Source organism: Schaalia meyeri, assembly GCF_900105015.1.
Lineage (GTDB): Bacteria > Actinomycetota > Actinomycetes > Actinomycetales > Actinomycetaceae > Pauljensenia > Pauljensenia meyeri.
Genome location: NZ_FNLK01000005.1, coordinates 89,869 through 104,678, shown reverse-complemented (window position 1 = coordinate 104,678; position 14,810 = coordinate 89,869). Strand labels below are relative to the sequence as shown.

Genomic DNA, 14,810 nt, shown 5'->3' with positions numbered 1-14,810 from the left:
ACGTGGTGACACTCGTACGATTTAAATTGTGAATGAAAATGCGGTGCCCGAGAGGTTTGTGCGGGCCCTGCTGTCCCTGCGACAGGCCGACCACCTGCCGCACATACTCCTTGAGGAGGTTCCCTCACCTCGTGGTTTGGCGCCCTTCGCAGCGGCACTCGCGATGCGCACGACAGACGAGGACGACGCGGGACAGCCCCTGTCTACTGGTCGCATAGTCATCCTGCACGACCCTGTGGAGCAAATTGGCTGGAACGGGACGTTCCGTATGGTTGGTCAGCTACGCACCCAGATCGATTCTGAGATGATCGCGGACCCGCTCCTCGCGGAAGGCGTCTGGGGCTGGACCCACGATTGTTTAGACGCGGCCGGTGCTGGATTCCATGACCTAACGGGCACCGTGACGCGGGAAATAAGCGAAGCATTCGGGGGGCTTGAGCTGCGCGGCTCATCTCTGTTCGTTGACGTGCGCGCCTCGTGGACGCCGAACAGCGAGTATCTTGGTGAGCATCTGTCCGGGTGGGCAGATGTGATGCGTCGGACGGCGGGTATCGTTCCGACGCGCCATCTCGAAGGAGTCTGAGTGTTGATCAACAACGGCGGCGGCTTGCCGCGCGGCGATACGGATGACCCGAAGCTCATCGCGCAGCCGCGCGGGGGGATTCCCGCCGTCATTGACACGCAGCACGACCTTGAGCGTGCCGTACGCAACCTGAAAACGGGCACGGCCCCGGTCGCCCTGGATGTGGAGCGCGCCCAGGGCTTTCGCTACGGCTCTGACCCCTACCTGGTGCAGATTCGACGCGAGGATGTTGGGACTTTCCTGATCGACACCCACGCGCTGCCCGATCTGTCCGCGTTGCAGCCCGGGCTGGAGGACGTGTGGCTCCTCCACGATTGTCTGCAGGACCTGCCGAATCTTCGTCAGGTTGGTTTGCGTCCGTCCTCGCTGTTCGACACCGAAATCGCGGCGCGCCTGGTTGGCTTGCAGCGCTTCGGCCTGGCGGCGGTCGCTGAGCAGGTGCTGGGCCTGGGCCTCGTCAAGGACCACCAGGCTTCGGATTGGTCGGTTCGTCCTCTCCCCAAAGAATGGCTACGCTACGCCGCGCTGGACGTTGAGCTCCTCACGGAGCTGTACTACCGCCTGTCAAAGAAGCTCGATCAGATGGGTCGGTGGGAGTGGGCTCAACAGGAGTTCTCGTACTCGCTGTCGGTTCCGCCCGCTGCCACGAAACCGGATCGGTGGAGATCCGTACCAGGATCCGGAAAAATTCGCAGCCGCCGAGGCCTGGGCGTGCTCAAGGCACTGTGGGAGACACGCGAGTCGATTGCGCGCCGCATCGACCTGTCCCCCGGTCGCCTCGTACGTAACGCGGCACTGATACGTGCAGCGGCTGCGCCACCCAAGAACAGGCGCGCGCTCATGAGCATCAACGAGTTCCGATCCCCCGTTGCCAAGCAGTACATGAACGAGTGGATGCACGCCCTCGCCAGCGTCAACGCAATGGCAGAAGACGAGCTTCCACCCAAGAACAGGCCCGTTCAACCGGGTTCGATTCCGGAGCCACGCCAGTGGAATCGCATCGACGAATCCGCTGCCGCCCGGCTGGGAACCGTACGCGCCACGGTCGCGTCGGTCGCCTCGAGGCTCGACTTGGCCCCCGAAGTTGTGCTGGCACCGCAGGTACAACGCTACCTGGCTTGGGCCCCCCTGGATCCCTCGCGCCCGTCCGGTGACGAGGTGGAGGAACGCATGGTGTTCCGGGGGGCCAGGGACTGGCAGATCGACCTGACGCTCGACCCCATCTGCGACGCGCTCGGCGTCTGACCCCTGTCCCCTGTCCTTCCCCCTAGCAGCGGACGAGGCCCTCGACCTGCACGCGGACGGCAGATTCGATGCCGCTCGCGTCGTACCCGAACTCCCTGATCATCGCGGATCGGTCTCCGTGCTCCGGCAGGATCTGGGGAACGCCGAGGCACCGCACGGGAACGCCCGAATCGTATAAAGCATCCCTGAGAGCCCACCCGAAGCCGCCGCGCACGATCCCGTCCTCGACGCTGATCACGCAATCGAAGGTCGACGCGAAGGAGGTCAGGTCGGCGCGAATGGGCAGCAGCCACCGGGGGTCAACCACCGTGACACTGACGCCGCCTGCAGCCAACCGACGAGCCGCCTTAAGCGCGTCGGGCACACACGCCCCCGCACCGACGATGAGCACCCGGGCGGACGAGGCCTCCACCTCCTCCTCGAAGAGGACATCGATTCCCCCGACCCTGCGCAGCGCGGGCATCGGTTCGGGGAGAGCACCCTTCCGGTAGCGTACGACGGTCGGCGCGTCGGCGACGTCAAGAGCCTCGCGAAGTTCCTCGCGCAGCGTGGCTTCGTCTCGGGGCGCGGCCAGGCGGACGCCGGGAATGAGCGAACACATGGCGATGTCCCACACTCCGTTGTGGGAGGCTCCGTCGGTGCCCGTGATGCCCGCACGGTCCAGGACAAAGGTTACGCCCGCCCGATGAAGGGCAACATCCATGAGCAGCTGATCGAAGCCTCGATTCAGGAACGTCGCGTACAGGGCGACCACGGGGTGCGCCCCCTCGTAGGCCATGCCGGCGGCAGAGGTGACGGCCTCGGCTTCGGCGATGCCGACGTCGATAACTCGACCGGGGAACGCCTCGTGCATGGGGCCCAGTCCGACCGGATGCATCATCGCGGCCGTGATGCCGACGATGTCATCACGCGCGGCCGCCAATGAGCGGATCTCGTCGGCAAAGACGCCCGTAAAACCGAAACGCTCCGGGGCGATGGGCAGGCCCGTCTCCGGGTGAATCGGGCCCACGGCGTGGAAGCGATCCGCGATGTCTTCCTCGGCGGGCGTGTATCCGCGTCCCTTCTCGGTGATCATGTGTACGAGAACCGGTTCGTCCAGGGATCGCGCGCGCCTCAGCGCCCTTTCGACCGCGGCGATGTCGTGGCCGTTGACAGGACCGATGTACTTAAGTCCCAGGTCCTCGAACATGACCTGCGGGATCAGCGCGTCTTTGATGCCGGTCTTCAGGCCGTGCAACGCGTCGTAGGCCGCTCGCCCGGGAACCCCGTGACTAAGCAGGTGCTGCTTGCCCCACGCGAGCGCGCGCTCGTACCCCGCCGACGTGCGCAGGGCGTCCAGGTGGGCAGCCAACCCGCCGATCGTCGGAGCATACGAGCGCCCGTTGTCGTTGATAACGATGGCGATGCGACGATTCTTCGCGGTCGCAATGTTATTGAGCGCCTCCCATGCCATCCCACCCGTCAGCGCCCCGTCTCCAATGACGCCAACCGTCCAGGTCCGGTCCCCCCGGCGGTGCTTCTCGCGGGAAATACCGTCCACCCACGCCAGCGATGCCGATGCGTGCGAGGACTCCACCACGTCGTGCTCCGACTCAGAGCGTGAGGGGTAGCCCGACAAACCGCCCGGGCACCGCAGGGAAGAAAAGTCCTGGCGCCCCGTGAGCAGCTTGTGGACGTACGCCTGGTGTCCCGTGTCGAACACGACCGTGTCCTGCGGGGAACGAAACACCCGATGCAGCCCGATCGTGAGTTCAACCACGCCCAGGTTGGGGCCCAGGTGACCACCCGTACGAGCGACATTATCGATCAGAAACGCTCGAATCTGCGCCGCCAATTGGTCCAGTTGTCCCCGCTCCAGACGACGCAGCTCCCACGGTGCGGTACATCGCGATAGCAGGTCACGCGACTCATGTGCTCCAGACATGAGCACCAGTGTAGTTGCCCGAGCGTCCCACCAGCGGATCGAAGCGGAATCCTCCCCTGCCCGATCCGCGCAGGCTGGTATCGCGCGCACTAAGATGGGACCGTTGGCTCGCCATACCCCTCAAGGAGGCACTATGTCCGTCACTGTCGCACCCCACGGCATCTGGAAGTCCCCCATCACGGGTGATTCCTTCACCGCGCGTTCAGTCACCCTGTCCCAGGTACGTGTTGATGGTCCCGACACCTACTGGGTTGAGGGTCACCCGCTTGAGGGAGGTCGCGGTACACTGCTACGGCGCAGGGGAACCGGCGAGACGGGCGAGGTCCTGCCCCTCATTGACGGCGTTCGCCTGCCTGACATCGGCACTCGCGTCCACGAGTATGGCGGCAAAGCCTACGCGGTTCACCACGGAGTCATCGTCTTCTCCGACCGCACCGACGGCCGCGTCTACGCCTACGACACGTCGGATCCACGCCGAGGCGTGCGCCCCCTGACGACGCTGTCAAAGGTCCGCTACGGCGACTTCTGGATCGCCGACGTGCGCGGCCTCGTCTACGCGGTCGCCGAGGACCACTCTGGGGATGGCGAACCCGTGAACTCGATCGTTGCGATTCCGCTCGACGGCTCCGCCGCACGCAACGACGACGCCATCATCACGGTTTTTGGCGGCACCGACTTCGCCCAGGCGCCCATGGTCTCGCCCGACGGCACCAAGCTGGCGTGGATTTCCTGGGATCACCCGAACATGCCCTGGACGCGCTCGCAGCTGCGGGTAGCCTCCCTGACGTTCGAGGGAACGATCGACCGGGAGGTCGTCCTCGTCGACCGCCCGGGCGTGTGCGTCTACGAGCCGCGTTGGACGCTGGACGGAGACCTTATTCACGTGGATGATTCCTCGTCGTGGGCGAACCTGTACCGCACCCAGGGCTTCGTCTGGCACGAAGACGAGGACCCGAATGCGTGGACGACGCGCCTGCGCACCCGTGCCCTGCACCCGGGGCACCGCGCGTTCTCCCACCCGCACTGGCAACTCGGCCTACACTCCTACGACAACTACGATAACGACTACCTGGTGTGTTCCTGGGTCGAGAATCAGATCTGGCACATCGGCACCGTGCGCATCGACAACGGCATGGCTGAGGAATGGGCGACCGGCTGGTGGCCCATCGGTAACGTTGCCGCAGCCGACGGCCGGGTCGTTTTCCTGGCGGATTCTGCCACGCACACGCCGGCGATCATCGAGGTGTCGCGCGGTAAGACAAAGATTCTGCGTCCCTCCTCCGAGGCGCAGGTGCCCACCGCCCTTGTATCGACCGCTCAGATGCTGACGTGGAAGACCTCGGACGGCGAGGAGTCGCACGGCTTCTACTACGCGCCCGTGAACCCCGACTACTGCGCGCCCGACGGCGAACTACCGCCGCTGATCGTGAACGTGCACGGCGGCCCGACCAGTGCGACACGCCCCGGCCTGTCCGTCCCCTTCCAGTACTGGACCAGCCGCGGTTTCGCCGTCCTGGACGTCAACTTCCGCGGCTCAACTTCCTTTGGGCGCGCCTACCGCGAGAAGCTCAACGGGCAATGGGGCGTCATGGACGTGCAGGACTGTATCGACGGCGCTCAATACCTGATCGATCAGGGGTACGTCGATCCCCGCAGGATCGCCATCCGCGGCAGCTCCTCCGGTGGTTTCACCGCGCTCAATGCGCTGGCATCTTCCCCTATCTTCACGGCCGGCGCCTCGTTCTACGGGATTGCTGACCTGGCGAAGCTCGCGCAGAGCGCACACAAGTTCGAATCCCACTACGATCAGCTGCTGATCGGATCAGACGACCTGTCGGAGCCCGTGTGGACTCAGCGTTCCCCCATCAACAAGGTCAAGCGGATCCACGCTCCCCTGCTGCTCCTACATGGCAGCGACGACCCGGTTGTCCCGGCCTGCCAGGCCGCGGAGATGTACGAGGCTCTTCGCGCCAGCGGCAGCGCTGTGGCGCTCAAGCTCTACCAGGGTGAGGGGCACGGCTTCCGCTCGGCAGTCAACATCAAAGACGCATGGCAGTCCGAGCTGTCGTTCTATCGGACCGTGTGGGGTATCGCCACCGACGCCCCCATTCACGTGGAGATCGCTAACCTGTGACGCGGCCTGATCTGTCCCCGCACCCGGAAGAGACGGCTGCGGGAGCCCGCTTGCGCGTCGGCCGCACGGTCGCCGCGCACCGTTCCCTGCTGGGCGTCGCCGCCGCCATCGTCGGAGCCGTGGTTGGCGGAGCCGCTGTCCTTTTTAATCTGGCGATCCACGCGTGGACGTGGGTGTCGACGGGGTTCGACGAGTACACGACCCACATCGGCGACGCGCACGGGACGTGGGGGTGGGCTCCGTGGGTGTTCCTGCTGTTCTCCCCCGCCGTGGCCGGCCTGATGTACGGGCCGCTCATCCAGCGTTTCGCTCCCAGCGCGAAGGGACACGGTATTCCCGAGGTCATGCTCGCGGTCCGCCGCAAGGGCGGGCGCATTCCCGGCCGCGTCGCCATCGTAAAGATCCTGGCGTCCGCGCTGACGATCGGCTCTGGCGGCTCCGCGGGACGCGAAGGCCCCATCGTGCAGGTGGGCGCATCGCTGGGCTCCACAATCGCCTCGTGGATGGGCATGCCGGTTTCCCGGGTCGTGTTGCTGGCGTCGTGCGGGTCGGCAGCCGGCATCGCCGCCACATTCCACGCCCCGCTCGCGGGCGCCGTCTTCGCTCTCGAGGTGATCCTCACGGAGTTCACGGCCGAGGCCTTCGGCTTCGTCGTGCTTTCCGCGGTCACCTCTTCGATGGTCGCCCGGCTCTTGCAGGGCGATGAAATGGTGGTGCGCGTCGCGGGCGACCTGTCCTTCGCATCGCAGGCGGACATGTGGTGGGTCGCGCTGCTGGGCCTCGTGGCCGGCCTGTGCGGCCTTGGTTTCTCCAAGCTTTTGTACGCGTTAGAAGATGCGATTGACTGGATGTGGGCATGTGCGCGCATGCCGGAGTGGGCGCGACCGGGGGTGCTGGGCCTCTTCCTCGGCGCTGCCTTGGTGGCGTTCCCGCACATGTTCGGGTCAGGCTATCCGCTTGAGGAGCAGGCCATCGCCGGTCGGTTCTCGATCGCCTTCCTGCTCGCCCTGATGGTCGGGCGCGCGCTCTATACGTCCGTCACCATCGGCATCGGCGGCTCGGGCGGCGTCTTTGCCCCCACGCTGTTCATCGGGGCGATGGCTGGCGCGGCTTTCGGAAACGTGATCTCGCCTCTGTCCGATTCACCTGTGGGGGTTTTCGCCGTGGTGGGAATGGGCGCGGCATTCGCGGGTGCCGCCCGCGCGCCCATGACGGCCGTGCTCATCATCGTGGAGATGACCGGGCAGTTCTCGTTAATCCTGCCAATGATGCTGGCGGTCGTCATCGCCACGGCCTCTTCTCGTTTCCTGACGCGAGCGACGATCTACACGGAGAAGCTGCGCAGGCGCGGGGACGTCCTGGACGACCCGGTTGAGGGCACCCTCCTGGGCACGCGGGTCGCCTCGCAGTGGATGGCGGAGCCCCCCGAGGTGCTTCCCGCCTCCGCCTCCGTCGCGTCCGCCCTGTCGGCGTTGCGCCGCACGAAGGAGACCGTGCTGCCCGTCGCGGCACGCGACATGAGGTTTGTGGGCCTCGTGTCGTCGCTGCGGCTCGCTGAGCTCACGCAGGGGGGCGGGGCACTCGATGCTCCCCTGTCCGACCTGCCCCTCATTGACGAGGCCGTGGCCGCCTCCAGTCAGCCCTCCGAGGTCCTGGGAGCGCTTCGCCGCACCGGGCTGCAGGCCCTCCCGGTCCTGGACGAGCAGGGCCGTGTCGTCGGTTGGGTGTCAGAGCGGGACCTGGTGGACCGCATGTACCGCGACCAGCGGCGCGCAATCGCAGCCAGGACACAGACGTCATGGGGTTCGCGCATAAAGGAGCGCAGGGCCAGGAACCAGAGCGATACCCCGTAAGTGTCCTTTCCCTTCCCTCTGCGCCCGTATCCGCGATCCACGCCGGTCCTGCCGCGTCGGCGTGCGGCACGCATCCGACCGATGCGAGCGTAGCGCAGCTCGCGGCGGTCGTCTTCGGTGTACCGTCGCGGGCAACGGTCATCGGCTCAGGACCGCCACCATTTCCACGTGGTGCGTGTGCGGGAACAGGTCCCACGCGCGTAGGCTTAGCAGACGGTACCCGGAGTCGGTGAGCGAGCGCAGGTCACGCGCGCCCGCCGCCGGATCGCAGGACACCAGGACGACGCGGGGTGCACCCGTTGCTGCGATGGCCTGGCACACCTGTGCCCCCGCACCCGCTCGTGGCGGATCCGCCACGAGCACGTCCGGTACCCTTCCCAGCTGCCCCGACAGATCGACAATGCCCTGGCGGTTCACGCTTCCACTGAAGACGTCAACCCATTCCATGCCGGCCACGTTCTCGCCCGCATCGCGTACGGCGGCCTCGTCGCCCTCCAGGCTCACGACGCGCCCGGCATCGCCGACGGCACGCGCCAGGGGGACGGTGAACAGGCCTGCACCCGAGTAGAGTTCCATGACCGCGCTGCCCTCCCCGGCCTGGTCGCCTCCGAAAGCGGCGGCAAGGACCGCGTTTGCGAGCACCTCGGCGCCTCGCACGTGGGTCTGCCAGAAACCGGATGGGCGCACGCCGTAGGACTGAGGGTATCCCCCGATAGGCACGTCCCAGCACAGGAGAGGCACGTCGATGCGCGTGCCGTCGGCCGCATACGCGTCCTCGCCGATCAGGACGACCGGCTGGCCGCCACTGGGAGCGACGGCGCGCACGCGGTCACCGGGCTTCCACAGGGAGCGCCACGGCGAATCCTGGTCGAACAGCCCGAGGCCACGAATCTGCGGGACGGCCAGCGGCATGCGATCAAGGGCGATGACACGGCGGCCACGGTACTCGTGCATGCCCGCGCGACCGCCTGCGTCGATGACGACGTCGATGCGCGAGCGGCGACCGGTCAGCGGGTCCGACGGTTCCTCGTCACCCCAGGCAGGGGCAACCTCCACGCCACCGAGCGCGCCCGCGGCCTCGGCCAGCGCCTGACCTCCGACGCGACGCAGCTGCCCTGAGATAACGCGCCGCTTCCAGTCCCGCTGGGCGGCGGGCGCCAGGTGCGACAGCTCACCGCCTCCGACGCCGCCAGGACCCGCTTGAGGCCACACGGAGTCGACGCGGTCAGTCGAGGGTTCGAGAACCTCAACGGCGTCCGCCCATGCGAGCCTGCTACGCACGGCGCTCACGCGCGCCGACACAACCTCGCCCGGCGCGGTGTGACGCACGAAGACGACGCGCCCGCTATCGTCCCGGGCGACGCAGGCGCCACCGTGCACCGGTTCACCGACGGTGAGACGGAGGAGGCGCCCAATCCCCTCTCGGGTTGTTTCGCGGATGGAGCTTCGGCGCCGGGACGGACGCCTGGGTGCACGGGGGCTCACGAGGTCTCTCGCGCGTCGTTCTTGGCCTCAGCCGCGGGCGTCTGCTCGGGGGATGAGTCCGGGGCGGGCACGCGCAGGAAAGGATCGTTGACCCGCTGGCGGCCTTCAACGACGTCGTCCTCGCCCAGCTGCCACGGGACGACCGTGATGACCACGCCGGGAACGTCGAGCAGGGAGGCGCGCAGGCGCAGGCCGGACTGGTTATGGACGAGATTTTCCCACCAGTGGGTCACCAGGAACTGCGGCATGTACACGACAAGCATCTCGGTGGGCATCGAGCGCCGACGAGAGCGCACGTATTGGAGGATCACGGAGGAAATATCACGATAGGGTGCGGACAGCAGTGTCAGCGGCACGGGCACGCCCGACGCCTTCCACTGGCGCAATATCCGTTCTTCTTCCGCGTCGTCCGCGACGACGGAGACCAGTTCGATGGACGTCGGCGATGAGGCACGGGCCGCGGCGATGGCTCGCATCGCCGGGCGCGACAGGGATGAGACCAGCACGAGGGCTCGCACGCGTGTCGGCAGCGCCCGGCGCGCATTCCAGTCCTCCACGCACAGCTGAGAACGAACGGTCTCGTAGTGGTGGTGAATCGAAATCTGGAGGCCGAAGGCGATGGCGATCATCAGCAGCGTAATCCACGCCCCGTGCGTGAACTTCGTGGCCAGGACGATCACCAGAACCAGGCCGGTCATCATGAAACCAATGATGTTGACAGCCCGGGAACGCAGGACCGCTATGCGTTCATCGCCGGACTGACGGGTGCGTAGCTGCTTGTTCCAGTGACGAATCATCCCCAGCTGCGACAGCGTGAATGAGATAAACACGCCGACGACGTAGAGCTGAATCAGGCGCGTGGTCTCCGCCTGGAAGCCAACAATCAGCGCAATCGAGGCGAGGGTCAGGACGACGATGCCGTTCGAATACGAGAGCCTGTCCCCCCGGCGCACCATCTGGTGCGGCAGGAAGGAATCACGCGACAGGACGGAGGCCAGAGTCGGGAAGCCGTTAAAGGCGGTGTTTCCGGCCAGGACCAGGATGAAACCGGTGACGACGGTGATGAGGATGAATAGCACCGATCCCTGCCCGAACACGGCCGAGGCGATCTGGGAGATCGCGGGGTCGATCGGGGTTTTCTCCGAGACGGCCTGGCCCTGGTAGGTCAGCTGCGTGGCCGGGTCGTCAACGATCTTGACGCCCGTCGCGCGGGCCAGCACGAGGATCGAAATCATCATTGACGCGGCGATCAGCCCCAGCATCGCCAGCGTGGTGGCCGCGTTTTTGGACTTGGGGTTTCGGAACATGGGGACCCCGTTTGAAATGGCCTCAACGCCGGTGAGTGCCGCGCACCCCGACGAGAATGCACGCATCAGTAGGAAGACTCCCGCGAGGCCTGCCAGGCCGTCCGCGTGACCGGGGGCCACGACGAGATCGTAGGCGGCCGTGGGCGCGACTCCCAGGTGGCCCGTGGCCAGCTTAGCGAAGCCAACAACGATCATGAGGCCGATAGCAAACATGTACACGTAGGTCGGTATCGCGAAGGCGCCGCCGGCCTCGCGTGTCCCACGCAGATTCAGGGTCGCCAGGACCACGACGAGACCGACAGCGATAGGGACCTCGTAGCCGAGCAGCGCGGGCACGGCGGTCGTGATGTAGTTCGCGCCGGAGGAGATTGAGACGGCAACCGTCAGGATGTAGTCCACCAGCAGAGCCGAGGCCACGAGAAGGCCCCAGGAACGGCCCAGATTCGTCGTCACGACCTCGTAGTCGCCGCCGCCAGAGGGGTACGCGTGGACGGTCTGACGATAGGAGGCGACGACGATTGCCAGGACCAGCGCGACAACGGCGCCGACCCACACGGACTGCAGGGCGGCCATGGTCCCCGCCAATGCCAGCGTCAGCAAGACTTCGTCGGGCGCGTACGCGACCGACGACAGCGCATCCGAGGCGAAAATGGGCAGAGCGATACGTTTGGGGAGCAGCTGGTGGCCCATCGCGTCCGATCGCATCGGGCGTCCGATAAGCACACGCTTCGCGTAGGCCAACAAGTTCTTCACGGTGTGTAAGCGTAGTCCACTTGGCGCGGGTGTGGGAGAAACGTGCGCCCTCGCGTGGCCGTTTAGCCCCGGTCGGGGTACTTTGGTAGCTGTGCACTTTGTGATCATGGGTTGCGGGCGCGTTGGCGCTCGCCTGGCATCAACGTTGGACGCCGCGGGCCATTCCGTGGCCGTTATCGACCAGGATTCTAAGGCCTTTGCGCGCCTGCCGTCGGATTTTTCCGGTCGTCGCATAACGGGCGTGGGCATGGACCGCGAATGCCTGCGACAGGCGAATATCAAGGACGCCTACGCGTTCGCTGCCGTTTCCTCGGGTGATAACTCGAACATTATCGGCGCGCGCATCGCTCGTGAGGTTTTCCACGTCGAGCACGTGGTGGCTCGAATCTACGACCCAACGCGCGCGTACCTGTACGAGCGGCTGGGGATTCCCACGGTCGCGTCGGTGCAGCGCACGGCGGAGTCTGTGCTGCGCCGTATGCTTCCCCCGAATGCCTCGCTCACGTGGTCGCATCCGACCGGCGCGGTGGCTCTGGTGAATGCGACCCCCTCCCCCGGCTGGTACGGCCTCGGTTTCCCGACCGTCGAGGAGCTCACGGGCAGTCGGATCGTCTTTACGTCGCGCCTGGGTTCGATCCGCACGGCCTCGCCTGACTTGGTTGTCCAAGAGCACGACCAACTGTACTTTGCGATCAATGGAACTGAGACGGCGCAGCTGCGCGATAAGCTGGCGGCTCCGCCAAAGATGGAGGGGTGAGCATGAAGATTGTCATTGCTGGGGCCGGTTCAGTTGGGCGCAGCGTTGCCTTGGAGCTGCTCGCTCACGGCCACGACATCACGCTGATTGACCACACGCCCGCGGAGCTGCGGATCACGTCCATCGCCGACGCTGACTGGGTGCTCGCGGATGCGTGTTCCCCCGACGCCCTGCGCGACGCGGGCGTGGCCGAGGCCGACGTGATGGTCGCGGCGACGGGCGACGATAAGGCGAACCTGGTCATCTCACTGTTGGCCAAGACAGAGTTCGCGGTGCCCCGCGTGGTCGCGCGCCTGAATAACCCGATGAACGAGTGGCTTTTTGACCAGGCGTGGGGCGTGGATGTCTCCGTGTCAACGCCGCGCATCATGACCTCGCTCGTTGAGGAGGCGGTGTCCGTCGGCATCCCGGTGCGCCTCTTCTCCTTCAACACGGCCGCGGTGTCCATGCACGCGCTGATCTTGCCGGAGGATTCGCCGGTGGTCGGTAAGCGCGTCCATTCCCTGGAGCTTCCCCCGAACTCGGTGTTGGCCGCATTGCTGCGCGATGGGCGACCGATTACCCCCAGCGCAGACGACGTGTTCGAGGAATCGGATGAGCTGCTGCTCCTGGTGCCCGACGCCGATCGCGACGGGCTGAATCGACTGCGTCAGTCGGTTGCGCCTGCCGAGCCGGACTCCGAGGAGGAGGCAGCCGGAGCGTAGCCGCGCAGGCCCCACCAGGTGGCCCAGGCGCCAAGCGCAAAGAGAGGGAGCCCAAGGGCAAGCTTCGCGATACCGAGCGCGGCGACTTCTCCGGCCGCCCACAGCGGGGCCTGGACCGCGACGCGCAGCGCGAAGAGGCCCGTCCACATCCAGGTGAGCAGGTTGCAGCGTCGCCGCAATTCGACGTGGGCGAGGTCGCCGCGCCATCCCGTCGGCAGACCCGCCAGAGTTGCGTAGAGGCAGCCAACGATGCCGCGCCGGATGAGGACCGACACGGCGAAAGCCAGGGACATGACGGCGTTCGTAAGGATGCCCCACACGAAGTAGTTTTCTCCACGCCCGGTCGCCGCCGCAAAGAGGACGCCGATGGCGACACCGAAGAATCCGGAGAGCGCTTGTCCGACGCCCTGGCGTTGGACCAGCCGAGTGAGGCACGCGATCAGCGCGACGGAGGATGCGGCGATCAGCGTGGGGAGGATGGCATGGGTGGCCACGTAGACGATGACGAACAGGAGTCCTGGCGCCGTCGTCTCAATAACGCCACGCGTGCCGCCCAACGCGTCTGCCCAGGAGAATTCCTGCGCGGTTGACTGGCTCATCCAGCGTGGGGTGGGCATCAACCCTCCCCACCGATCACTCGGTACAGGGGATTGATGATGATCAGGCGTTCGCCGACCCGCCCGACCGTTCCCTCCACCTCCAGGCGTTGGCCGACGCTCAGCCCCGGGATAGAGGAACGTCCGGGCCAGCGCAGCTCGAGGGTGTCGGTGCCGTCGTACAGCGTTGCGACGAGGACGCGCTGGCTGCCTTCCTCCGGAGGATAGGTCATGCCCAGGAGGGTGCCGAATACAAGCGCATGGCTCCTGTCGGTCACGTCCCGGATGGGTGTGACGCCTCGGGCGGCGCGGGCCGAGTCTTCGTCCAGTGCGGCGTCCAGGGAACGCGTATCTTTATCGAGGCCGAGCGCAGCGCTGACCCGGGAAAATAACGATGCCATGTCAGACTTCCTGTGCGCCTGCGGGCAGGTGAACGGGCAGCAGCTCAAGGCGCGTGCGCGGATGGTCATCGCGATGCACGACGATCCGGTCGATAACCTTCTCGATGTCGACGCCGGCCTCCGCGTTGGCGGCAGCGGGACCAAGGATGTCAATGCGCGCGAACCACCGGTCGCCTTCGCGTCCGAGGATACGCATCCGCGAGGTCGCGGAACGCCCGTCGGGCATCTGCATGGGCATGTCGACCAGCAGTTCGTCGCCGTATCGCGTGCGAATGTCCGCGACCTTTGCGTTCTGTTCCTCGAAGCCCTTGCGGATCTCTTCGCGTAGCTCGTCCCAGACGCCACCCGAGCGCGGCGCGGCGGCGACGCTCATCTGGATGCCGGAGTTACCCAGAACGACGAGGATCTGGAGGACGGTGGTCCCATCGTCGGCCACCTGGGTGCGCAGCTGCATCCCCTGTACGGCAGGGAACAGGATGGCTCCCATGTCAACGTAGCCCTCGGAGGTGTCCACGTCCCCATAGTTGCGGGGGCCGGGTTCGCTCCAAATCTCGGCATCCTCGTCATTCAGGCGAGGCAGTTCCTCGATCTGCTCGTTCTCGCGTTCCGTTGTCTTCTTCTTGTTCTTGCGTCCGAACATCGTCCTGCCTTACAGCGCACACTCGGTGCACACGGGGGCGCCATTGGCGTCCACGTGGTCGAGCTGTGAAGCGTGGTGGACGAGGAAGCACTGCGAGCAGGTAAACTCGTCGTCCTGACGGGGAACGACATGAACGGTGAGTTCTTCCTTTGAAAGGTCAGCACCGGGAAGCTCAAAATTCTCGGCCGCTTCGTTTTCATCTTCCTCGATCTCAGCGGAACCGGCGTCGTTGCGACGGGATTTCAGTTCCTCGATCGAGTCCTCTGCGACCTCGTCCTCGTTCTTGCGCGGCGCATCGTAATCGGTTGCCATGGTTCTCCCCTTTCACCCTCGAGCCGGTTTGCGCGAAGGACCTATGCGCAGGGAGGATAACACTTGTTCGAGTAATGTGCCATCGTATGCGTGACACGCGAACGGATGCGCGACAT

13 protein-coding genes are annotated in these 14,810 nt (G+C 66.0%); 6 read left to right on the top strand and 7 right to left on the bottom strand.

Features of this window, described 5'->3' with window-relative positions:
* Positions 1-28: 28 nt before the first annotated feature.
* Positions 29-583: a DUF3000 family protein gene (locus tag BLT68_RS01215; protein ID WP_050694659.1), complete on the top strand. Its 555-nt coding sequence runs from the start codon at positions 29-31 to the stop codon at positions 581-583.
* Positions 584-1,828 (top strand): HRDC domain-containing protein, encoded by a 1,245-nt coding sequence (locus BLT68_RS01210; RefSeq protein ID WP_074632527.1) that lies wholly within the window; start codon positions 584-586, stop codon positions 1,826-1,828.
* Between the two features lie 22 nt (positions 1,829-1,850).
* Here BLT68_RS01210 and dxs read toward each other — a convergent pair whose 3' ends face one another.
* Positions 1,851-3,752 (bottom strand): 1-deoxy-D-xylulose-5-phosphate synthase, encoded by a 1,902-nt coding sequence (gene dxs / locus BLT68_RS01205; RefSeq protein ID WP_050694657.1) that lies wholly within the window; start codon positions 3,750-3,752, stop codon positions 1,851-1,853.
* A 133-nt stretch (positions 3,753-3,885) separates the two neighbouring features.
* Here dxs and BLT68_RS01200 point away from each other — a divergent pair, with 133 nt between their 5' ends.
* Positions 3,886-5,886 carry a S9 family peptidase gene (locus BLT68_RS01200; protein WP_074632525.1) on the top strand — a complete coding sequence of 667 codons (2,001 nt, stop codon included), beginning with the start codon at positions 3,886-3,888 and terminating at the stop codon, positions 5,884-5,886.
* Between the two features lie 50 nt (positions 5,887-5,936).
* Entirely contained in the window at positions 5,937-7,739 is a 1,803-nt protein-coding gene (locus tag BLT68_RS01195; RefSeq protein WP_070779064.1) for a chloride channel protein, read from the top strand.
* A 138-nt stretch (positions 7,740-7,877) separates the two neighbouring features.
* Here the strand turns inward: BLT68_RS01195 and BLT68_RS01190 are convergent, their stop codons facing one another.
* Together BLT68_RS01190 and BLT68_RS01185 are read right to left on the bottom strand one after the other, a co-directional pair.
* The gene (locus tag BLT68_RS01190; protein ID WP_074632524.1) at positions 7,878-9,224 is read right to left on the bottom strand and encodes a class I SAM-dependent RNA methyltransferase; all 1,347 of its coding nucleotides are present in this window, start codon (positions 9,222-9,224) and stop codon (positions 7,878-7,880) included.
* The gene (locus tag BLT68_RS01185; RefSeq protein ID WP_050694654.1) at positions 9,221-11,284 is read right to left on the bottom strand and encodes an APC family permease; all 2,064 of its coding nucleotides are present in this window, start codon (positions 11,282-11,284) and stop codon (positions 9,221-9,223) included. Before BLT68_RS01185 ends, BLT68_RS01190 begins: the two co-directional genes overlap by 4 nt.
* Before the next feature lie 106 nt (positions 11,285-11,390).
* Here BLT68_RS01185 and BLT68_RS01180 point away from each other — a divergent pair, with 106 nt between their 5' ends.
* On the top strand, positions 11,391-12,041 hold the full coding sequence (locus BLT68_RS01180; protein WP_207512872.1) for a potassium channel family protein: 651 nt from the start codon (positions 11,391-11,393) through the stop codon (positions 12,039-12,041).
* A gap of 2 nt (positions 12,042-12,043) precedes the next feature.
* Positions 12,044-12,745: a potassium channel family protein gene (locus tag BLT68_RS01175; RefSeq protein ID WP_050694652.1), complete on the top strand. Its 702-nt coding sequence runs from the start codon at positions 12,044-12,046 to the stop codon at positions 12,743-12,745.
* On the opposite strand, the gene BLT68_RS01170 is transcribed toward BLT68_RS01175, so the two are convergent.
* From BLT68_RS01170 to BLT68_RS01155, 4 genes are read right to left on the bottom strand one after another with little or no spacing between them, the layout of a single operon-like run.
* A complete protein-coding gene (locus BLT68_RS01170) occupies positions 12,691-13,362 on the bottom strand; it encodes a DUF3159 domain-containing protein (protein WP_070778986.1) in 672 nt (223 codons plus the stop codon). The two genes, BLT68_RS01175 and BLT68_RS01170, sit on opposite strands and share 55 nt — an antisense overlap.
* Positions 13,362-13,742 carry an OB-fold nucleic acid binding domain-containing protein gene (locus BLT68_RS01165; protein ID WP_050694650.1) on the bottom strand — a complete coding sequence of 127 codons (381 nt, stop codon included), beginning with the start codon at positions 13,740-13,742 and terminating at the stop codon, positions 13,362-13,364. The genes BLT68_RS01170 and BLT68_RS01165 overlap by 1 nt, the downstream gene beginning before the upstream one ends.
* Before the next feature lies 1 nt (position 13,743).
* Positions 13,744-14,382, bottom strand: coding sequence for a DUF3710 domain-containing protein (locus BLT68_RS01160; protein ID WP_050694649.1), 639 nt, complete (start codon positions 14,380-14,382; stop codon positions 13,744-13,746).
* Positions 14,383-14,391: 9 nt separating this feature from the next.
* The gene (locus BLT68_RS01155) at positions 14,392-14,694 is read right to left on the bottom strand and encodes a DUF4193 domain-containing protein (RefSeq protein ID WP_050694648.1); all 303 of its coding nucleotides are present in this window, start codon (positions 14,692-14,694) and stop codon (positions 14,392-14,394) included.
* Positions 14,695-14,810 lie beyond the last annotated feature (116 nt).